The sequence below is a fragment of the Streptomyces sp. NPDC059850 genome (assembly GCF_042731515.1).
Classification (GTDB): domain Bacteria; phylum Actinomycetota; class Actinomycetes; order Streptomycetales; family Streptomycetaceae; genus Streptomyces.
Map to the genome: position 1 here is coordinate 20,610 of NZ_JBHWJI010000078.1, position 19,119 is coordinate 39,728.

The 19,119-nt window shown below is 71.2% G+C and carries 18 protein-coding genes; 15 read left to right on the forward strand and 3 right to left on the reverse strand.

Translation table 11 applies throughout. The features are described 5' to 3' along the window. The first annotated feature begins 57 nt into the window (after positions 1-57). The 14 genes from ACFV9T_RS38695 (at position 58) to ACFV9T_RS38760 (ending at position 16,059) form a co-directional block, all read left to right on the forward strand. A complete protein-coding gene (locus ACFV9T_RS38695; protein WP_385447489.1) occupies positions 58-1,545 on the forward strand; it encodes an anthranilate synthase component I in 1,488 nt (495 codons plus the stop codon). A gap of 74 nt (positions 1,546-1,619) precedes the next feature. After that, entirely contained in the window at positions 1,620-2,297 is a 678-nt protein-coding gene (locus tag ACFV9T_RS38700; RefSeq protein ID WP_385447460.1) for a TIGR02234 family membrane protein, read from the forward strand. A 100-nt stretch (positions 2,298-2,397) separates the two neighbouring features. Continuing rightward, the gene (locus ACFV9T_RS38705) at positions 2,398-2,637 is read left to right on the forward strand and encodes an HGxxPAAW family protein (RefSeq protein WP_385447462.1); all 240 of its coding nucleotides are present in this window, start codon (positions 2,398-2,400) and stop codon (positions 2,635-2,637) included. Between the two features lie 128 nt (positions 2,638-2,765). Further along, the gene (locus ACFV9T_RS38710) at positions 2,766-3,176 is read left to right on the forward strand and encodes a DUF2752 domain-containing protein (RefSeq protein WP_385447464.1); all 411 of its coding nucleotides are present in this window, start codon (positions 2,766-2,768) and stop codon (positions 3,174-3,176) included. Positions 3,177-3,312: 136 nt separating this feature from the next. Beyond that, the gene (gene trpC / locus ACFV9T_RS38715; protein ID WP_385447465.1) at positions 3,313-4,122 is read left to right on the forward strand and encodes an indole-3-glycerol phosphate synthase TrpC; all 810 of its coding nucleotides are present in this window, start codon (positions 3,313-3,315) and stop codon (positions 4,120-4,122) included. Positions 4,123-4,129: 7 nt separating this feature from the next. Continuing rightward, complete coding sequence (trpM, locus tag ACFV9T_RS38720) at positions 4,130-4,267, forward strand: tryptophan biosynthesis modulator TrpM (protein WP_385447467.1); 138 nt, start codon at positions 4,130-4,132, stop codon at positions 4,265-4,267. A gap of 142 nt (positions 4,268-4,409) precedes the next feature. Next, positions 4,410-5,645, forward strand: a complete 1,236-nt coding sequence (gene trpB, locus ACFV9T_RS38725) for a tryptophan synthase subunit beta (protein WP_385447468.1) — start codon at positions 4,410-4,412, stop codon at positions 5,643-5,645. Further along, the gene (trpA, locus tag ACFV9T_RS38730) at positions 5,645-6,460 is read left to right on the forward strand and encodes a tryptophan synthase subunit alpha (RefSeq protein ID WP_385447470.1); all 816 of its coding nucleotides are present in this window, start codon (positions 5,645-5,647) and stop codon (positions 6,458-6,460) included. Before trpB ends, trpA begins: the two co-directional genes overlap by 1 nt. Positions 6,461-6,516: 56 nt before the next feature. Continuing rightward, positions 6,517-7,293 carry a DsbA family protein gene (locus ACFV9T_RS38735; protein ID WP_385447472.1) on the forward strand — a complete coding sequence of 259 codons (777 nt, stop codon included), beginning with the start codon at positions 6,517-6,519 and terminating at the stop codon, positions 7,291-7,293. Positions 7,294-7,364: 71 nt separating this feature from the next. Then, a complete protein-coding gene (gene lgt, locus ACFV9T_RS38740) occupies positions 7,365-8,318 on the forward strand; it encodes a prolipoprotein diacylglyceryl transferase (protein ID WP_385447474.1) in 954 nt (317 codons plus the stop codon). Positions 8,319-8,494: 176 nt separating this feature from the next. Next, positions 8,495-9,226: a VIT1/CCC1 transporter family protein gene (locus ACFV9T_RS38745; RefSeq protein WP_385447476.1), complete on the forward strand. Its 732-nt coding sequence runs from the start codon at positions 8,495-8,497 to the stop codon at positions 9,224-9,226. 313 nt (positions 9,227-9,539) lie between these two features. Next, positions 9,540-14,084 carry a glutamate synthase large subunit gene (gltB, locus tag ACFV9T_RS38750; protein WP_385447478.1) on the forward strand — a complete coding sequence of 1,515 codons (4,545 nt, stop codon included), beginning with the start codon at positions 9,540-9,542 and terminating at the stop codon, positions 14,082-14,084. Continuing rightward, positions 14,077-15,537 carry a glutamate synthase subunit beta gene (locus ACFV9T_RS38755; RefSeq protein WP_385447480.1) on the forward strand — a complete coding sequence of 487 codons (1,461 nt, stop codon included), beginning with the start codon at positions 14,077-14,079 and terminating at the stop codon, positions 15,535-15,537. The genes gltB and ACFV9T_RS38755 overlap by 8 nt, the downstream gene beginning before the upstream one ends. A 336-nt stretch (positions 15,538-15,873) precedes the next feature. After that, complete coding sequence (locus ACFV9T_RS38760; RefSeq protein ID WP_385447481.1) at positions 15,874-16,059, forward strand: hypothetical protein; 186 nt, start codon at positions 15,874-15,876, stop codon at positions 16,057-16,059. Between the two features lie 4 nt (positions 16,060-16,063). Here the strand turns inward: ACFV9T_RS38760 and ACFV9T_RS38765 are convergent, their stop codons facing one another. Both ACFV9T_RS38765 and ACFV9T_RS38770 read right to left on the reverse strand, forming a co-directional pair. Next, a complete protein-coding gene (locus tag ACFV9T_RS38765) occupies positions 16,064-16,543 on the reverse strand; it encodes a PPOX class F420-dependent oxidoreductase (RefSeq protein WP_385447483.1) in 480 nt (159 codons plus the stop codon). 59 nt (positions 16,544-16,602) lie between these two features. Beyond that, positions 16,603-17,442: a hypothetical protein gene (locus tag ACFV9T_RS38770; RefSeq protein ID WP_385447491.1), complete on the reverse strand. Its 840-nt coding sequence runs from the start codon at positions 17,440-17,442 to the stop codon at positions 16,603-16,605. Between the two features lie 233 nt (positions 17,443-17,675). On the opposite strand from ACFV9T_RS38770, the gene ACFV9T_RS38775 reads away from it, so the two are divergent. Then, the gene (locus tag ACFV9T_RS38775) at positions 17,676-18,473 is read left to right on the forward strand and encodes a S1 family peptidase (protein WP_385447485.1); all 798 of its coding nucleotides are present in this window, start codon (positions 17,676-17,678) and stop codon (positions 18,471-18,473) included. 81 nt (positions 18,474-18,554) lie between these two features. On the opposite strand, the gene ACFV9T_RS38780 is transcribed toward ACFV9T_RS38775, so the two are convergent. Then, positions 18,555-18,932 carry a VOC family protein gene (locus ACFV9T_RS38780; protein ID WP_385447487.1) on the reverse strand — a complete coding sequence of 126 codons (378 nt, stop codon included), beginning with the start codon at positions 18,930-18,932 and terminating at the stop codon, positions 18,555-18,557. Positions 18,933-19,119: the final 187 nt, after the last annotated feature.

Genomic DNA, 19,119 nt, shown 5'->3' on the forward strand with positions numbered 1-19,119 from the left:
CCTCGGACCCAAGATCGCCCACTAGGCTCCTCACCCATGACCCAGGACGCTGCCACGATGGACCTCGAGACCTTCCGCAAGCTGGCGGCCGACCGCCGCGTCATCCCCGTCACCCGCAAGCTGCTCGCGGACGGCGACACCCCGGTGGGCCTCTACCGCAAACTCGCCGCCGAGCGCCCCGGCACGTTCCTGCTGGAATCCGCCGAGAACGGCCGCTCCTGGTCCCGCTACTCCTTCGTCGGCGTCCGCAGCGCCGCCACCCTCACCGAGCGCGACGGCCGCACCCACTGGCTGGGCACCCCGCCCGTCGGCGTCCCCACCGAGGGCGATCCGCTCGCCGCCCTGCGCGCCACCGTCGAGACCCTGCACACCCCGCGTGACCTGGGTGGTCTCGTCCACCTGCCGCCCTTCACCGGCGGCATGGTCGGCTACCTCGGCTACGACATCGTCCGCCGTCTGGAGAAGGTCGGCGAGCACACGCGGGACGATCTGCGGCTGCCCGAGCTGACCATGCTGCTCACCTCGGACCTCGCCGTCCTCGACCACTGGGACGGCACCGTGCTGCTGATCGCCAACGCGATCAACCACAACGACCTCGACACCGGCGTCGACGAGGCGTACGCGGACGCCGTGGCCCGGCTCGACGCGATGGCCGCCGATCTCGTACGTCCCGTCCCCACCAACCCCACCGCGCTGCCCGCCTCCGAGGTGCCCGAGTACACCGCGCTGTGGGGCGGCGAGGACTTCAAAACGGCCGTGGACGACATCAAGGAGCGCATCCGCGCGGGCGAGGCCTTCCAGGTCGTCCCCTCGCAGCGCTTCGAGACGCCCTGCACGGCCAGCGCGCTCGACGTCTACCGGGTCCTGCGGGCCACCAACCCGAGCCCTTACATGTACCTCTTCCGCTTCGACGGCTTCGACGTGGTCGGCTCCAGCCCCGAGGCGCTGGTCAAGGTCGAGGACGGCAGCGCCATGCTGCACCCCATCGCGGGCACCCGGCCCCGCGGCGCCACCCCGCAGGAGGACGCCGCCCTCGCCGAGGAGCTGATGGCCGACCCCAAGGAGCGGGCCGAGCACCTGATGCTCGTCGACCTCGGCCGCAACGACCTGGGGCGGGTCTGCGAGCCCGGCAGCGTCGAGGTGGTCGACTTCATGTCGGTCGAGCGCTACAGCCATGTCATGCACATCGTCTCCACGGTCACCGGCAAGCTCGCGGAGGGGCGCACCGCCTTCGACGTCCTCACCGCCTGCTTCCCGGCGGGCACCCTCTCCGGCGCGCCCAAGCCGCGCGCGCTGCAGATCATCGAGGAGCTGGAGCCGAGCCGCCGCGGGCTGTACGGCGGCTGCGTCGGCTACCTCGACTTCGCGGGCGACTCCGACACCGCCATCGCCATCCGTACCGCGCTGCTGCGCGAGGGCACGGCGTACGTCCAGGCCGGGGCCGGTGTCGTCGCCGACTCCGACCCGGCCGCCGAGGACGCGGAGTGCCGCAACAAGGCGGCGGCGGTGCTGAGGGCCGTGCACGCGGCGAACCGCCTGGGCTAGCCCGGTCCCGCTGGCGGGGGTCCGGGGCGGAGCCCCCGGTCAGGGCAGGTTCGGCGTGGGGGATAGTGGTAGGCGTGAGTGCAGCAGCCGTACCCCCGCCCCGGGCCGAGAACGAGCCCTCCGCCCCCGCCGTCACCGCTCCGCGCGGCCGCCGAGCGGCCCGCGGCAGCCTCGCCGTCGCGCTGCTGTGCGGTGCGCTCGGCGCGGCGCTCGTCCTGCTCGCCGCCAGCCGCAAGTGGGCCGAGGGCACGGCCAGCGTCGCCCAGGGCTCCCTGCCGCAGAGCGCCAACGGCGACGACATCACCGGACTGCCCGGTGCCCTCGCCGTCGTCGGCCTCGCCGCGCTCGTGGCCGTCTTCGCCGTACGCCGCGTCGGCCGCGTCGTCGTCTCCCTGCTGCTCGCCCTCAGCGGTACGGGCATCGCCGTCAGCGCCGCGCTCGGGGCCTCCGACAAGGCGGCGCTCAAGGAGAAGGCGTCCAAGGTGACCGGCGTGGCGGGCAGCTCCATCCACGACGTGTCGTACACGCCCTGGCCCTGGGTCGCCCTCGCGGGTGGTGTGCTGCTGCTGTGCGCGGGCCTGCTCGCGCTGGCGTACGGGCGCCACTGGCCCGCCATGTCCGGGCGCTACGAGCGGGCCGGGGCCGAGGGCCGGGGCGCCGGGCGCCGCACCCCCGCGGCGTCCGACCCGGACCGCCCCGACGAGCTGTGGAAGGCCCTGGACCGCGGCGAGGACCCGACGGTCACCTCGTAGGCACCCCCGCGAAAGGGCGCTTCCGGCATCGGGGACAATGGCGTGGGAGCTTCGCCCCACGCGCCCGGCCAGGCGCTGTGTAGAGCTACGAGGAGAATTCATGTCCAACGCCCACGGGCACACCCCGGCCGCCTGGACCGGTGTCACCATCGCCTTCATCGGCTTCTGCGTCGCCGGTGCGTTCACCGTGCTGGCGAACCCGCTCGGCTTCTGGGCGGGCATCGTGATCGCTCTCCTCGGCGGTGTCGTCACGGCGGCCATGCGCGCGGCCGGGCTCGGCGCCCCGAAGGCGAAGCCGCTGCGGATGGTGGGCGAGAAGCAGGTCCAGACCCAGGAGTGAGTCGGCGAGGCGCGGCGCGGGGCCGGTGCCGGTGACCCATCCGGGTCTTCGGGCACGGTCCTGAGCCGCGCCTTCGTGGTTTCCCGGGGAGACTCGGCGATGTGCTCCTGTCACCTGCGGCGTCTTCCGTGGCACGTCGGCTCCTCGCTCCCCTGGGCGCGCTCATCGGCGTCGCCGCCGCCTTCGGGTACGTCGGTGCCGTCGATCCCCATCAGCCCGGCCACTACCCGGTCTGCCCGCTGTTCCGGCTGACCGGGCTGTACTGCCCCGGCTGCGGCGGGCTGCGCAGCGCCCACGCGGTGGCGCACGGCGAGCTGCTGCGCGCCCTGGGGGACAACGCGCTGGTGGTGGTGTGCGGGGGCGTGTTCTGCGCGGGGTGGGTGGTGTGGTGTGCCCGGGCTCTCGGGCGGCCGTGGCTCGTACGGCGGGGAACCGGATGCCGGACGTGGCAGGCGTGGCACGGCTGGGTGATCGGGGGTGTCGTTCTCGTCTTCACCGTCGTCCGGAATTTCCCCTTCGGGGGACTACTGACTCCCTGATCTTTGTTGTGCGAGACATGGCGTTCGACCACGTGGTGGGACGCGACGTCAACCGGATGCAAGACCTCGGTGCTTTGACAGCTACCATCGCATTCGACCAGAAGCTCCATCCCCGTCCCGGAAGGGGGCCGCTCGCGTGAGTGTGCTCGACGAGATCATCGACGGTGTCCGTGCCGACCTCGCGGAGCGGCAGGCGCGCGTCACCCTCGACGAGCTCAAGGAGCGGGCGGCCAAGGCCCGGCCGGCGAAGGACGGCGTGGCGGCGCTCAAGGGTGACAGCGTCAAGGTGATCTGCGAGGTCAAGCGGTCCAGCCCGTCCAAGGGCGCGCTCGCCGCGATCGCCGACCCGGCCGCGCTCGCCGCCGACTACGAGGCGGGCGGCGCGTCCCTCATCAGCGTCCTCACCGAGCAGCGGCGCTTCGGCGGCTCGCTGGCCGACCTGGAGGCCGTCCGGGCCAAGGTCGACATCCCGGTGCTGCGCAAGGACTTCATCGTCACCTCCTACCAGCTGTGGGAGGCGCGGGCGTACGGCGCCGACGTGGTGCTGCTGATCGTGGCCGCGCTGCCGCAGGAGGCGCTGGTCTCGCTGATCGAGCGGGCCGAGTCGATCGGGCTGACCCCGCTGGTCGAGGTGCACGACGAGGAAGAGGTCGAGCGGGCCGTGGCCGCCGGGGCGCGGCTGATCGGCGTCAACGCGCGGAACCTGAAGACCCTTGAGGTGGACCGGGGGAACTTCGCGCGGGTCGCGCCGGAGATCCCGGACCACATCGTCAAGATCGCGGAGTCGGGTGTGCGCGGGCCGCACGACCTGATCGCCTACGCGAACGACGGCGCGGACGCGGTGCTGGTCGGGGAGTCCCTGGTGACGGGGCGCGACCCGAAGGGCGCGGTCGCCGATCTGGTGGCCGCCGGTGCGCATCCGGCGCTGCGGCACGGGCGGGACTGAGCGGACCATGGACGTGAGCGCGCGCCTGGCGCGGGGGTGCCGCCCCCGGGGATGCCGCGCACCCGCACGGCGGGTGCGCGGGCGTCGCGTGCGCTACCACATCGGATGCGAGCCGGGGCAGGTCAACGGGCGCCGATGGCGTTGACGGCGGGTTGTCGCACGGTGTGTCGCGGGCGCTGACGGCGCGTTGTCGCGTACGCCAGCGGTGCGATGTGCCCACCTGTCACGTCAGCGAACCACCGGCCGGTGGTGCGTTCCGTTCATCACGACTTCGCGGAGTACGTCTGATGTCCTCTGATTTCTTCATTCCGGACCCCGAGGGTCAGGTCCCCAGCATCGAGGGGTATTTCGGTGCGTTCGGCGGCAAGTTCATCCCCGAGGCGCTCGTCGCCGCGGTCGATGAGGTCGCCGCGGAGTACGCCAAGGCCAAGGACGATCCGGCCTTCGCGGCCGAGCTGGAAGACCTGCTGGTCAACTACACCGGGCGGCCCAGCGCCCTGACCGAGGTTCCGCGGTTCGCCGAGCACGCCGGGGGCGCGCGGATCTTCCTGAAGCGGGAGGACCTCAACCACACGGGGTCCCACAAGATCAACAACGTGCTCGGGCAGGCCCTGCTCACCAAGCGGATGGGCAAGACCCGGGTCATCGCGGAGACCGGCGCGGGCCAGCACGGCGTCGCCACGGCGACCGCGTGCGCGCTGTTCGGCCTTGAGTGCACGATCTACATGGGTGAGGTCGACACCGAGCGGCAGGCGCTCAACGTGGCGCGGATGCGGATGCTGGGCGCCGAGGTCATCGCCGTGAAGTCGGGCAGCAGGACGCTGAAGGACGCCATCAACGAGGCGTTCCGCGACTGGGTCGCCAATGTGGACCGTACGCACTACCTGTTCGGCACGGTGGCCGGGCCGCATCCGTTCCCCGCGCTCGTACGGGACTTCCACCGGGTGATCGGCGTGGAGGCGCGGCGGCAGATCCTGGAGCGGACCGGACGGCTGCCGGACGCGGTCGCGGCGTGCGTGGGCGGCGGGTCCAACGCCATCGGGCTGTTCCACGCGTTCCTGGGGGACGAGGCCGTGCGCATCGTGGGCTTCGAGCCCGCGGGGCACGGGGTGGAGTCCGGGGAGCACGCGGCGACGCTGAGCCACGGCGAGCCCGGGATCCTGCACGGCTCGCGTTCGTACGTGCTGCAGGACGACGAAGGCCAGATCACCGAGCCGTACTCGATCTCGGCCGGTCTTGACTACCCCGGCGTCGGGCCGGAGCACGCGTACCTCAAGGACACCGGGCGGGCCGAGTACCGGGCCGTCACGGACGACGAGGCGATGCGGGCGCTGCGGCTGCTGTCGCAGACCGAGGGGATCATCCCGGCGATCGAGAGCGCGCACGCGCTGGCCGGGGCGCTGGACCTCGGGCGGGAGCTGGGCACCGACGGATTGATCGTGGTGAATCTGTCCGGGCGTGGCGACAAGGACATGGACACGGCGGCTCGGTACTTCGGGCTCTACGACGAGGGAGCCAAGTGATGGCCGGAAATCTGGAGCTGCTGGGGTCCGTACTGGCCAAGGCCAAGGACGAGGGGCGCTCGGCGCTCGTCGGGTACCTGCCCGCCGGATTCCCGTCCGTGGACGGCGGCGTGGCCGCGATGACGGCCATGATCGAGGGCGGCTGTGACGTCGTCGAGGTCGGGCTGCCGCACAGCGACCCGGTGCTGGACGGGCCGGTGATCCAGACCGCGGACGACATCGCCCTGCGGGGCGGGGTCCGCATCCGCGATGTGATCCGGACGGTGGGGGAGGTGCACGCGGCGACGGGTGCGCCGATCCTGTGCATGACCTACTGGAACCCCGTCGACCGGTACGGCGTCGAGCGGTTCGCCGCGGAGCTGGCCGCGGCCGGGGGCGCCGGGTGCATCCTGCCGGACCTGCCGGTCGAGGAGTCCGAGGTGTGGCGGAAGGCCGCCGAGCAGCACGGGCTGGCCACGGTCTTCGTGGTCGCGCCGAGCAGCCGGGACGAGCGGCTGGCGAAGATCACGGCGGTCGGCAGCGGTTTCGTCTACGCCGCGTCGCTGATGGGCGTCACCGGAACGAGGGAATCGGTAGGACAGGAGGCGCGCGAGCTGGTCACGCGCACCCGTGCGACCACCGCGCTCCCGGTGTGCGTGGGGCTCGGGGTGTCGAACGCCGCGCAGGCGGCCGAGGTCGCCCAGTTCGCGGACGGGGTCATCGTCGGGTCGGCCTTTGTGAAGCGGCTGCTGGACGCCGAGACCGCGGAGGCCGGTCTGGAGGGCGTGCGCCAGCTCGCGGGTGAGCTGGCGGAGGGCGTGCGCGTCGCTCGTTAGAGGGAATACGGGGCGGAGGGGCTGAGCGGTGCCCCTCCGCCTCGTTAGGCGAGGGCGTGAGCCAGAAAAACCGTGAGGGAAAGCGCAGCGCCCGGGAGCGACTGCGGGAAGAGCGCGAGAAGGACAGGGCGCGCGGCAAGCGGAAGCGGACGCTGGGCATGGTCGGCGCGGTGGTCGCCGTTCTCGCGGTCGCCGGTGGTGTGGGCGTGTTCGCGACCAAGGCGAACCAGGACTCGGGCAAGTCCGGCAGCTCCGTCGAGCCGCCGCGCGGCGCGACGGGGAAGGGCGATCTGGTCATCCCGGCCGGTAAGCGCGGCGCCCCGGCCACGCTGACCGTGTACGAGGACTTCCGCTGCCCCGGCTGCAAGCAGTTCGAGGACGTCTTCCACCGGACCGTGAACCAGCTGGAGGACCGCGGCAGGCTGCGGGTCGAGTACCACCTCGTCGCCATCATCGACGGCAACCTGGGCGGCACCGGCTCGGTGCGCGCGGCGAACGCGGCCGCGTGCGCCCAGGACGCGGGGAAGTTCCGGGGGTACCACGATGTGCTGTTCCGGAATCAGCCGGTGGAGACCAAGGACGCGTACGCGAAGAACGCCAGGCTGATCGGGCTGGCCGACAAGGTCCCCGGGCTGAACACGGCGGCGTTCCGCAAGTGCGTCGAGGACGGCCGTCACGACGGGTGGGTCAGGAAGACGCACGCCGACTTCAACCGCTCCGGTTTCACCTCGACCCCGACCGTGCTGCTCGACGGGAAGTCGATTTACGGTCCGGACACCCCGCTGTCGAACAACAAGCTGAAGCGTCTGGTCGCGGCGGCGGGGAGAGGCTGATACCCGTTATCCACACGTTGTGCCGGGCAGTTGCCGCATCCGCCGCCCGGCACGGTAGCGTCGACCCTGTCATGGAACTCGCTTACATTCCCAGCCCGTCGTCCGGCGTGATCTACCTCGGTCCGATCCCGCTCCGCGGCTACGCGTTCTGCATCATCATCGGCGTCTTCGCTGCCGTCTGGCTCGGTGGGCGGCGCTGGGTCGCCCGCGGCGGCCAGGTCGGCACCGTTGCCGACATCGCCGTGTGGGCGGTGCCCTTCGGCCTGGTGGGAGGGCGGCTCTACCACGTCATCACCGACTACCAGCTGTACTTCACGGACGGCCAGAACTGGGTCGACGCCTTCAAGATCTGGCAGGGCGGCCTGGGGATCTGGGGAGCCGTGGCGCTGGGCGCGCTGGGTGCCTGGATCGGCTGCCGCCGCCGGGGGATCCCGCTCCCGGCATACGCGGACGCCATCGCCCCCGGGATCGCCCTGGCCCAGGCCATCGGCCGCTGGGGCAACTGGTTCAACCAGGAGCTGTACGGCAAGGCGACCACGCTGCCGTGGGGCCTGAAGATCGACGCCGACCCCGACACCGGGCGCGTGGCCGGTACGTACCACCCGACGTTCCTCTACGAGTCGCTGTGGTGCGTCGGCGTGGCGCTGCTGGTGATCTGGGCGGACCGCCGCTTCAAGCTGGGCCATGGCCGGGCGTTTGCCCTCTATGTGGCCTCGTACACCGTCGGCCGCTTCTGGATCGAGTACCTGCGGGTGGACGACGCCCACCACATCCTGGGCCTGCGGCTCAACGACTGGACGTCGATCGTCGTCTTCCTGGCGGCGGTGGCGTACCTGGTGATCTCCGCGAAGAAGGCTCCCGGCCGGGAAGAGGTCGTCGAGCCCCTGGCGGTGGAGGACGGCCCGGCGGCTGAGAACGGCCCGGCGGCCGAGGCCGCCGAGGACGAGGACGGCAGCGAGGGCGCCAGCGAGGGCGAGGACAAGGCGAAGGCTTCGGCCGAGCCGGAGGCGACCAAGAAACCCTGACGTGTGTGGGCCAGAGGCCGCCGGAACCATCGAGTTTCGGCGGCCTCTTCGCATTTCCGCAGGTCAGAAGGGTAAGTTCGGCCTTCCTTGCTGGCGGGACAGGGGATCGCGTGGCTACCTTCGAGTCATTGGGGGCGGGCGGCAGGTCCGCGCCCGCGAAGGGAGCACGTAGCTACATGTCCGTCATCGACACCATCGAGTCACCGCACATCGCGCACCGCGACAACCACACCCACCGCGATGTGAACGGCGGCTGGCTGCGCCCGGCCGTCTTCGGGGCCATGGACGGGCTGGTCTCCAACCTGGCGCTGATGTCCGGCGTCGCGGGCGGGGCCGTGGACCGGCAGACCATCGTGATCACCGGGCTGGCGGGGCTCGCCGCCGGTGCGTTCTCGATGGCGGCCGGTGAGTACACCTCCGTCGCCTCCCAGCGCGAGCTGGTCGAGGCAGAGCTGGAGGTCGAGCGGCGTGAGCTGCGCAAGCATCCGGCGGACGAGATGGCGGAGCTGGCGGCGCTGTACGAGTCGCGCGGCGTGAAGCCGAAGCTGGCCCGCGAGGTGGCCGCGCAGCTGTCGAAGGACCCGGAACAGGCGCTGGAGATACACGCCCGCGAGGAGCTGGGCATCGACCCGGACGATCTGCCGTCGCCGCTGGTCGCCGCCGTGTCGTCGTTCGGCTCGTTCGCGCTGGGCGCGCTGCTGCCGGTGCTGCCGTATCTGCTGGGCGCGGTGGCGCTGTGGCCCGCGGTGCTGCTGGCGCTGCTCGGGCTGTTCGCCTGCGGTGCGGTGGTGGCCCGGGTGACCGCTCAGCCCTGGTGGTTCAGCGGGCTGCGGCAGCTGGCGCTGGGCGGGGCGGCGGCGGGTGTGACCTACGCCCTGGGCGCCCTCTTCGGTACGGCCGTAGGCTGACCTCTCCTACGCCTCTCCGCCGCCCTCCCCTACGAGTAACCGCATAACTACGCTGTTACTCGGCGGTTTCGATCCCTTAACCGGCGGGCATAAAGCCGTAGCGCTCGGGCAGTGTGGCCCGTCTCGCGCCGGGGCGACGGAGGTCGCAAAGTCCCCATCGCCCGACTCACCCCGTGCAGGGGTGTCCGCATGGTGAAACGGAATATCCACTTCCCGAGAACCGACCCATCATGTAACCTGCACGAAATTCTCGCGGAGGGCCAACGTCGTCCCTCGGCACACGCAAAATGCCATGACGACGACGGGAGAGCCGATGCGTTCCGCATCCCACCCCGCCCGCCAGGGGATGTACGACCCGCGCAATGAGCACGACGCCTGTGGCGTCGGTTTCGTGGCGACCCTCACCGGCGAGGCCAGCCATCAGCTCGTTGAGCAGGCTCTCACCGTGCTACGGAACCTGGAGCACCGAGGCGCCACCGGTTCGGAGCCCGACTCGGGCGACGGCGCGGGCATCCTCGTACAGGTCCCGGACGCCTTCCTGCGGGACGTGACCGACTTCGATCTTCCCGAGGCCGGGTCGTATGCGGTGGGTATCGCGTTCCTCCCCGAGGAAGGGGACGACGCGGCCGCGGAGCACATCGAGCGGATCGCCACCGAGGAAGAGCTGACCGTCCTCGGCTGGCGCGAGGTGCCGGTCGCGCCCCAGCTGCTGGGCAACGGCGCGCGCACCACCATGCCCGCCTTCCGCCAGCTCTTCGTCGCGGACGGGAGCAGCAGCGGGCTGGCGCTGGACCGCAAGGCGTTCGCGCTGCGCAAGCGCGCCGAGCGCGAGGCGGACGTGTACTTCCCGTCCCTCTCCTCGCGCACCGTGGTGTACAAGGGCATGCTGACCACCGGTCAGCTGGAGCCGTTCTTCCCGGATCTGTCCGACCGCCGTTTCGCCACGGCCATCGCGCTGGTCCACTCCCGGTTCTCCACGAACACCTTCCCGAGCTGGCCGCTGGCCCACCCGTACCGCTTCGTCGCCCACAACGGTGAGATCAACACCGTCCAGGGTAACCGCAACTGGATGCGGGCACGCGAATCCCAGCTGGTCAGCGACCTCTTCGGGGACAAGGGCCTGGACCGGATCTTCCCGCTCTGCACCCCGGACGCCTCCGACTCCGCGACCTTCGACGAGGTCCTGGAGCTGCTCCACCTCGGCGGCCGCTCGCTGCCGCACTCGGTGCTGATGATGGTCCCCGAGGCGTGGGAGAACCACCCCTCGATGGACGCGTCCCGGCGCGCCTTCTACCAGTACCACTCCACGATGATGGAGCCCTGGGACGGCCCGGCCTGTGTCACCTTCACCGACGGCACCCAGGTCGGCGCCGTGCTGGACCGCAACGGTCTGCGCCCGGGGCGCTACTGGGTCACCGACGACGGGCTGGTCGTGCTGTCCTCCGAGGTCGGCGTCCTGGACATCGACCCGGCCAAGGTGGTCCGCAAGGGCCGTCTCCAGCCGGGCCGGATGTTCCTGGTGGACACCGCCGAGCACCGGATCATCGAGGACGACGAGATCAAGGCCGAGCTGGCCGCCGAGCAGCCGTACGGCGAGTGGCTGGAGGCCGGGCTGATCGACCTGGCCGACCTGCCCGAGCGCGAGCACATCGTGCACACCCACGCCTCGGTCACCCGCCGCCAGCAGACCTTCGGCTACACCGAGGAGGAGCTGCGGGTCCTGCTCGCGCCGATGGCCAAGGCCGGTGCCGAGCCGATCGGCTCGATGGGCACCGACTCGCCGATCGCCGCGCTCTCCGAGCGCCCTCGGCTGCTGTTCGACTACTTCACCCAGCTGTTCGCGCAGGTCACCAACCCGCCGCTGGACGCGATCCGCGAGGAGCTGGTCACCTCGCTGATCTCCTCGCTGGGCCCGCAGGGCAATCTGCTGGAGCCGACCGCGGCCTCCTGTCGCAGCGTCACCCTGCCCTTCCCGGTGATCGACAACGATGAGCTGGCCAAGCTCATCCACATCAACGCCGACGGCGATATGCCGGGTCTCCAGGCCGCCAACCTGTCCGGTCTCTACCGGGTCAGCGGCGGCGGCGACGCGCTCGCCGCGCGGCTGGCCGAGATCTGCGCCGAGGCCGACGCCGCCATCGAGGACGGCGCCCGGCTGATCGTGCTCTCCGACCGGCACTCGGACGCCGAGCACGCGCCGATCCCCTCGCTGCTGCTCACCTCCGCCGTCCACCACCACCTCATCCGCACCAAGCAGCGCACCCAGGTGGGGCTGCTGGTCGAGGCGGGCGACGTGCGCGAGGTGCACCATGTCGCGCTGCTGATCGGCTACGGCGCCGCGGCCGTCAACCCGTACCTGGCGATGGAGTCGGTCGAGGACCTGGTCCGGGCCGGAACGTTCCTGCCCGGGATGGAGGCCGAGACCGCGATCAAGAACCTGATCAAGGCGCTCGGCAAGGGCGTCCTGAAGGTGATGTCCAAGATGGGCATCTCCACCGTGGCCTCCTACCGTGGTGCCCAGGTCTTCGAGGCCGTCGGTCTGGACGAGTCCTTCGTGGAGACCTACTTCCACGGCACCACCACCAAGATCGGTGGCGCGGGCCTGGACATCGTCGCCAAGGAGGTCGCCGCCCGGCACGCCAAGGCGTACCCGGCCAGCGGCATCCCGTCCGCGCACCGCGCGCTGGACATCGGCGGCGAGTACCAGTGGCGCCGCGAGGGCGAGCCGCACCTGTTCGACCCGGAGACGGTCTTCCGGCTCCAGCACTCCACCCGCGCGCGCCGCTACGACATCTTCAAGAAGTACACCGAGCGGGTGAACGAGCAGTCCGAGCGGCTGATGACGCTGCGCGGCCTGTTCAACTTCAAGGACGGCGAGCGGTCCTCGATCCCGATCGAGGAGGTCGAGCCGGTCAGCGAGATCGTCAAGCGGTTCTCGACCGGCGCCATGTCGTACGGCTCCATCTCGCAGGAGGCGCACGAGACGCTGGCCATCGCCATGAACCAGCTGGGCGGCAAGTCCAACACCGGTGAGGGCGGCGAGGACTCCGACCGGCTGCACGACCCGGCGCGGCGCTCCTCCATCAAGCAGGTCGCCTCCGGCCGCTTCGGCGTGACCAGCGAATACCTGGTCAACTCCGATGACATCCAGATCAAGATGGCGCAGGGCGCCAAGCCCGGCGAGGGCGGCCAGCTGCCCGGCCACAAGGTGTACCCGTGGGTGGCCAAGACCCGGCACTCGACGCCCGGCGTCGGCCTGATCTCCCCGCCGCCGCACCATGACATCTACTCCATCGAAGACCTCGCCCAGCTGATCCACGACCTGAAGAACGCCAACCCCAAGGCGCGCATTCACGTCAAGCTGGTCTCCGAGGTCGGCGTCGGCACCGTCGCCGCGGGCGTCTCCAAGGCGCACGCCGACGTGGTGCTGATCTCCGGCCACGACGGCGGCACCGGCGCCTCGCCGCTCACCTCGCTCAAGCACGCGGGCGGCCCCTGGGAGCTGGGCCTCGCCGAGACCCAGCAGACGCTGCTGCTCAACGGGTTGCGCGACCGCATCGTCGTGCAGACCGACGGCCAGCTGAAGACCGGCCGCGACGTGGTGATCGCCGCGCTGCTCGGCGCCGAGGAGTTCGGCTTCGCGACCGCGCCGCTGGTCGTCTCCGGCTGCGTGATGATGCGCGTCTGCCACCTGGACACCTGCCCGGTCGGCATCGCCACCCAGAACCCGGTGCTGCGCGAGCGCTACAGCGGTCAGGCCGAGTTCGTGGTCAACTTCTTCCAGTTCATCGCCGAGGAGGTCCGCGAACTCCTCGCCGAGCTGGGCTTCCGCACGCTGGACGAGGCCATCGGCCACGCCGAGCTGCTGGACACCAGCCAGGCCGTGCAGCACTGGAAGGCGCAGGGCTTGGACCTCGGCCCGCTGCTGTACGTCCCCGAGCTGCCGGACGGCGCCGTCCGCCACCAGGTGGTCGAGCAGGACCACGGCCTGGCGAAGGCCCTGGACAACGAGCTGATCAAGCTCGCGGCGGACGCGCTGAACGCGGAGTCCGCCGAGGCCGCCCAGCCGGTCCGGGCCCAGGTCGCGATCCGTAACATCAACCGGACCGTCGGCACCATGCTCGGCCACGAGGTGACCCGGAAGTTCGGCGGCGCGGGCCTGCCGGACGACACGATCGACATCACCTTCACCGGCTCGGCCGGTCAGTCCTTCGGCGCGTTCTCGCCCCGTGGCGTCACGCTGCGCCTGGAGGGCGACGCCAACGACTACGTCGGCAAGGGCCTGTCCGGCGGCCGCGTCATCGTCCGCCCGGACCGGGGTGCCGACCACCTCGCCGAGTACTCCACCATCGCGGGCAACACCCTCGCGTACGGTGCGACCGGCGGCGAGATGTATCTGCGCGGCAAGGTCGGCGAGCGGTTCTGCGTCCGCAACTCGGGCGCGACCGTGGTCTCCGAGGGCGTGGGCGACCACGGCTGCGAGTACATGACCGGCGGCCAGGCCATCGTCCTCGGCCCGACCGGGCGCAACTTCGCGGCCGGGATGTCCGGTGGCATCGCGTACGTCATCGACCTCGACCGGGACAACGTCAACGGCGCTCTCCTCGACGCCGTCGGTGAGCTGGACGACACCGACAAGCAGGCGCTGCACGACGCCGTGCGCCGCCACCAGGAGGAGACCGGTTCCACCGTCGCGGCCGCGCTGCTCGCCGACTGGGACTGCGCGCTCGCCCGCTTCAGCAAGATCATCCCCGCTACGTACCAGGCCGTGCTCGCCGCCAAGGACGCCGCCGAGCGAGCCGGACTCTCCGAGTCCGCGACCCACGAGAAGATGATGGAGGCGGCGACCAATGGCTGACCCCAAGGGCTTCCTGACCACCGACCGCGAGGTGGCCAAGACCCGTCCGGTGGACGAGCGGGTCAAGGACTGGAACGAGGTCTACGTCCCCGGCTCCCTGCTGCCGATCATCAGCAAGCAGGCCAGCCGGTGCATGGACTGCGGCATCCCGTTCTGCCACAACGGCTGTCCGCTCGGAAACCTCATCCCCGAGTGGAACGACTACGCCTACCGCGAGGACTGGCGCGAGGCCAGCGAGCGGCTGCACGCGACCAACAACTTCCCGGAGTTCACCGGGCGGCTGTGCCCCGCCCCGTGCGAGTCCGCGTGTGTCCTCGGCATCAACCAGCCGGCGGTGACCATCAAGAACGTCGAGGTCACCATCATCGACAAGGCGTGGGACTCCGGTGACGTCACCCCGCAGCCGCCCGAGCGGCTCAGCGGCAAGACCGTCGCCGTCATCGGCTCGGGCCCGGCCGGGCTCGCCGCCGCCCAGCAGCTGACCCGCGCCGGACACACGGTCGCCGTCTACGAGCGGGCCGACCGCATCGGCGGGCTGCTGCGCTACGGCATCCCCGAGTTCAAGATGGAGAAGCGCCACATCAACCGCCGCATCGAGCAGATGCGCGCGGAGGGCACCAAGTTCCGCACCGAGACCGAGATCGGGCGCGACATCGACGCCGCCAAGCTGCGCAAGCGGTACGACGCGGTCGTCATCGCGGCCGGTGCCACCACCTCCCGCGACCTGCCCGCCCCGGGCCGCGAGCTGAACGGCATCCACTACGCGATGGAGTACCTGCCGCTCGCCAACAAGGTGCAGGAGGGCGACCTCACCACGCCCCCCATCACGGCCGAGGGCAAGCACGTCGTGGTGATCGGCGGCGGTGACACCGGCGCCGACTGCGTCGGCACCGCCCACCGGCAGGGCGCCGCCTCCGTCACCCAGCTGGAGATCATGCCCAAGCCGGGCGAGGAGCGCGCGCCGGGCCAGCCCTGGCCCACCTTCCCGATGCTCTACAAGGTCACCTCGGCGCACGAGGAGGGCGGCGAGCGGGTCTACTCCGTCTCCACCACCCACTTCGAGGGCGACGAGGACGGCAACGTCCAGTGGCTGCACCTGATCGAGGTGGAGTTCAAGGACGGCAAGCTGGAGCAGAAGCCGGGCACCGAGCGGAAGATCCCGGCCCAGCTGGTCACCCTGGCCATGGGCTTCACCGGCACCGATCGGGAGAACGGCTTGGTCGAGCAGTTCGGCCTGGAGCTGGACGAGCGCGGCAACGTCGCGCGCGACGCCGACTTCGCCACCAACGTGGACGGCGTCTTCGTCGCCGGTGACGCGGGCCGCGGTCAGTCGCTGATCGTCTGGGCCATCGCCGAGGGCCGCTCCGCGGCGCGCGGTGTGGACCGCTACCTGGCCGGGGCCAGCGCCCTGCCCGCCCCGATCCGCCCCACGGACCGGGCACTCATGGTCTGACGCTTACGGTCCGATACCCCTATAGCTCCGCCCGTACAACGGCGTACGGACCGGCCGCGCGGCGCCTTCCCCCACCCGACCGGGGGAGGGCGCCGCGTGGCGTTCGTGCCGTGTGCGCTCCCGGTTGACTTTCTCCCGGGAGCACCGCACCACCATTGGCCGTCGGGGGAGCGCTGCTCCTGGCCCTCGCCGGATACGTCCTGTACCAGCGCGCGGACATGGTCGCCCTGCCGCACGACCGGCACATCGCGGGGTACGAAGCCCTCGACGCCTATCGCGCACCGCTGCTGGAGACCGGACGGCTGCTGCTCGCGGTCACCGTCCCCCGGCGACGGGGTGCTGTTCCTGCCCGCCCGCCGCCGCGAGCCGATCATGTGCAACGACCCGCCCGGGCAGCCGCTGGACGACATCCCGCAGGAGCGGGTGAAGCGCGAGGTGCTGGCGCGGTACTTCCACCGATGCGCCGTCAGGGACGTCCCCGGGATGCGGATCGTGCTGTACGGGCGCCCCGGGCGCTGCTGACCGGTCAGCCCTCCGGGGAGTCCTCCACCAGCCGGGCGGGGAAGCCGCCGGTGGCGATCGGGCCCCAGCGCTCGGGCGTGACCCGGATCAGGGACTTGCCCTGCTTGCGCATGGCCGAGCGGTACTCGTCCCAGTCCGGGTGCTCACCGGCGATGTTGCGGTAGTACTCGACGAGCGGTTCGACCGAGTCGGGGGTGTCGATCACCTCGGCGGTGCCGTCGATCTGGACCCACGGGCCGTTCCACTCGTCGGACAGCACGATCAGGCTGACGGCCGCCTCACGCTTGGCGTTGCGGACCTTGGCGCGCTCGGGGTAGGTGGACATGACGATACGGCCCGAATCGTCGACGCCGCAGGTCAGCGGGGAGGCCTGCGGGGAGCCGTCGGTCCGGCGGGTCATCAGGATGGCGCGGTGGCGCGGGCGGACGAACTCCAGCAGCTCGTCCAGGGCGACGCGGGTGTTGGTGGCGATGGAGGGGCTCATGCACGCGAGGGTACGACGTGGAGTGCGCTCGAACGCGGCCCCCTCCCGCCGAGGTCCCGTCAGGTGTCGCACTCCAGGACCGTACGGCACAGTCCGCAGCGCGCCCGCAGCCTGCCGCGCACCGGGAGCCGGATGCGCTGACGGCACGTAGGGCAGGGGAAGGACACGCTGAGCGGCGGACCGCTCTCGAAGACGTAGTCGCCCCCGGTGGGAGAGGGGTGGCCGGACTGTGCCGAACGGCGGTCCTTGGCGTACCGGCGGCGGCCGGTCCACCCGGCGGCGGCGAGCGGCGGCTGTCGTTCGTCGCGCTCGGCCAGCTCCCGGCCTTTGGCGTACGCCTCGTACGCCTGCGGGCTGGTGAACCAGGGGGACGGGTCCTCGTCGAAGAGCCGGGCCCGCTTGGCGAGGACGTAGCCGAACTCCTCCGGCGTCAGATAGCCCAGCTTCTGGCTGGTGACCGCGGACTGGCGGTACGCGTCGAGCAGCAGCCAGCCGGTGCCGAGGTAGGCGGCGGTGGTGTCGGTGAGGATCTCGTTGTCGCGGGTGCCGGGGAAGGCGAGATCGAGCCGGTGCAGATAGACGTGGGTGACCTCGTGGGCGAGGGCCGCCCCGATGTCGCGGCGGTGGGTCTTGAAGCGGGAGTTCAGCTCGATGAAGTACTCCGGCCCGGCGGCCAGCTCCACGTTCCCCGCGTGCCGCATCTCGCGGAAGCTCACGATCATCCGGGCGTCCGGCAGCCGCATGTGCTGCACCATCACCCGGGCCACCCGCTGGACGCCGAGGTGGAGGTCGTCCTGGTCGGAGAAGGCCACGTCACCGGGGACGACGCTGAGCCCGAAGGTGTCCACCGTGTCGCGCGAGACCCGCCGGTAGAGCGCGGTGAGCGAGGCCCGGACCATGTCCAGGTGCGGATAGCCGTGTTCGATGTCGCTGCCCGGTGGTGCCGCCACGGGCCCACTGTACGGGCGGGAGCCGGGCGCGGGGGCGGGGCGCGCGGGGGCGCGCGGATGGCTGGAAACCCACCCTTGTCAGCCTGTTCGCGGACTTCACATAATCACAGGGCATGACACAGGTCCTTGTGATTTGGCATGGGCCTGACATTTTTGCACAACCCCCCACGAGAGGACTTCCGTTGCGCAACGCACTGAAGCACCTGAAGAGATCCGCGGCCCTCGGCGCCGCCGCCCTCGCCGCCTTCAGCCTCATGCCGGGCACCGCGACCGCCCAGCCCACCGGTCCCGAGCCCGGCCCCTCCGTCGTCGGCGGCACCCGCGCCGCCCAGGGCGAATTCCCCTTCATGGTCCGGCTCTCCATGGGCTGTGGCGGCGCGCTCTACACCCAGACCCTCGTGCTCACCGCCGCCCACTGTGTGAACGGCAGCGGCGCCAACACCTCCATCACCGCCACCGCGGGCGTCGTCGACCTCCAGAGCTCCAGCGCCACCAAGGTCAAGTCCACCCGGGTACTTCAGGCCCCGGGCTACAACGGCACCGGCAAGGACTGGGCCCTCATCAAGCTCGCCGCGCCCATCAACCAGCCCACCCTGAAGATCGCCGAGACCACGGCGTACAACAAGGGCGACTTCACCGTCGCCGGGTGGGGCGCCGCCGTCGAGGGCGGCGGCCAGCAGCGCTACCTGCTCAAGGCCACGGTGCCGTTCGTCGACGACGCCACCTGCAAGTCGGCGTACAACGAACTCGTCGCCGGTGAGGAGATCTGCGCGGGCAAGATGGCCCAGGGCGGCGTCGACACCTGCCAGGGCGACTCCGGCGGACCGATGTTCCGCAAGGACGACGCCGGGGCGTGGATCCAGGTCGGCATCGTCAGCTGGGGCGAGGGCTGCGCCCGGCCCGGCAAGCCCGGTGTCTACACCGAGGTGAGCACCTTCGCCCAGAACATCAAGACCGCCGCGGCCCAGCTCGGCGGCTGATCCGGCACGGCACGGTTCGGCAGGAACGGGACCCGGCGCGGCAGTGCGCGCCGGGTCCGCGTCACGTCAAGCTGACGTCCGCTACGGCTGGCCGTAGCAGACGCAGAACGGGTGCCCGACCGGGTCGCTGAACACCCGGAACCCCGACCGCTCCCCGCCACTGTCGTGCAGGAACGTCGCCCCGAGCGCGATCACCTCCTGCTGCGCCCGCTCCGCGTCCTCGATCGTCGGCACCTCGAAGTCCAGATGCAGCTGCTGCGGACGCTCCGGGTCCGGCCAGCGCGGCGGCTGGTGGTCCGGCGCCTGCTGGAAGGCGATCCGCTGCCCGTCCGCCGAGGTGAGGAACGCCCATTCCGGGTCGCTGTCGTTCACCTCCCACCCCAGGATCGCGCCGTAGAAGGCGGCCAGCGCGGCCGGGTCCGGACAGTCGATGACGGTGCACTGAAGCGTTGCGATCATTCCGTGAGCTTAGGGGGTGTCTTCCGGATCATGCCGGGCTCCCGACGCCTGGCACGGCATCTCGCGGCCCCGCGCTCGTCGCGCGCAGCGCCGCTGCGCTCTCCTCACGCGGGTTGCGAGCTACCGCACCAGACGCCGCTCGCTGATCCGGCCTGATCCGGAAGACACCCCCTATGACCGACCCCTG

Bases quoted from the DNA above. Each gene is read 5' to 3' on its own strand.
- ACFV9T_RS38780 (WP_385447487.1), bottom strand. From the start codon at position 18,932: ATGATCGCAACGCTTCAGTGCACCGTCATCGACTGTCCGGACCCGGCC.
- ACFV9T_RS38765 (WP_385447483.1), bottom strand. From the start codon at position 16,543: ATGAGCCCCTCCATCGCCACCAACACCCGCGTCGCCCTGGACGAGCTG.
- ACFV9T_RS38695 (WP_385447489.1), top strand. From the start codon at position 58: ATGGACCTCGAGACCTTCCGCAAGCTGGCGGCCGACCGCCGCGTCATC.
- gltB (WP_385447478.1), top strand. From the start codon at position 9,540: ATGCGTTCCGCATCCCACCCCGCCCGCCAGGGGATGTACGACCCGCGC.
- ACFV9T_RS38705 (WP_385447462.1), top strand. From the start codon at position 2,398: ATGTCCAACGCCCACGGGCACACCCCGGCCGCCTGGACCGGTGTCACC.
- ACFV9T_RS38745 (WP_385447476.1), top strand. From the start codon at position 8,495: ATGTCCGTCATCGACACCATCGAGTCACCGCACATCGCGCACCGCGAC.
- trpB (WP_385447468.1), top strand. From the start codon at position 4,410: ATGTCCTCTGATTTCTTCATTCCGGACCCCGAGGGTCAGGTCCCCAGC.
- lgt (WP_385447474.1), top strand. From the start codon at position 7,365: ATGGAACTCGCTTACATTCCCAGCCCGTCGTCCGGCGTGATCTACCTC.
- trpA (WP_385447470.1), top strand. From the start codon at position 5,645: ATGGCCGGAAATCTGGAGCTGCTGGGGTCCGTACTGGCCAAGGCCAAG.
- trpM (WP_385447467.1), top strand. From the start codon at position 4,130: ATGGACGTGAGCGCGCGCCTGGCGCGGGGGTGCCGCCCCCGGGGATGC.
- ACFV9T_RS38755 (WP_385447480.1), top strand. From the start codon at position 14,077: ATGGCTGACCCCAAGGGCTTCCTGACCACCGACCGCGAGGTGGCCAAG.
- ACFV9T_RS38770 (WP_385447491.1), bottom strand. From the start codon at position 17,442: ATGGTCCGGGCCTCGCTCACCGCGCTCTACCGGCGGGTCTCGCGCGAC.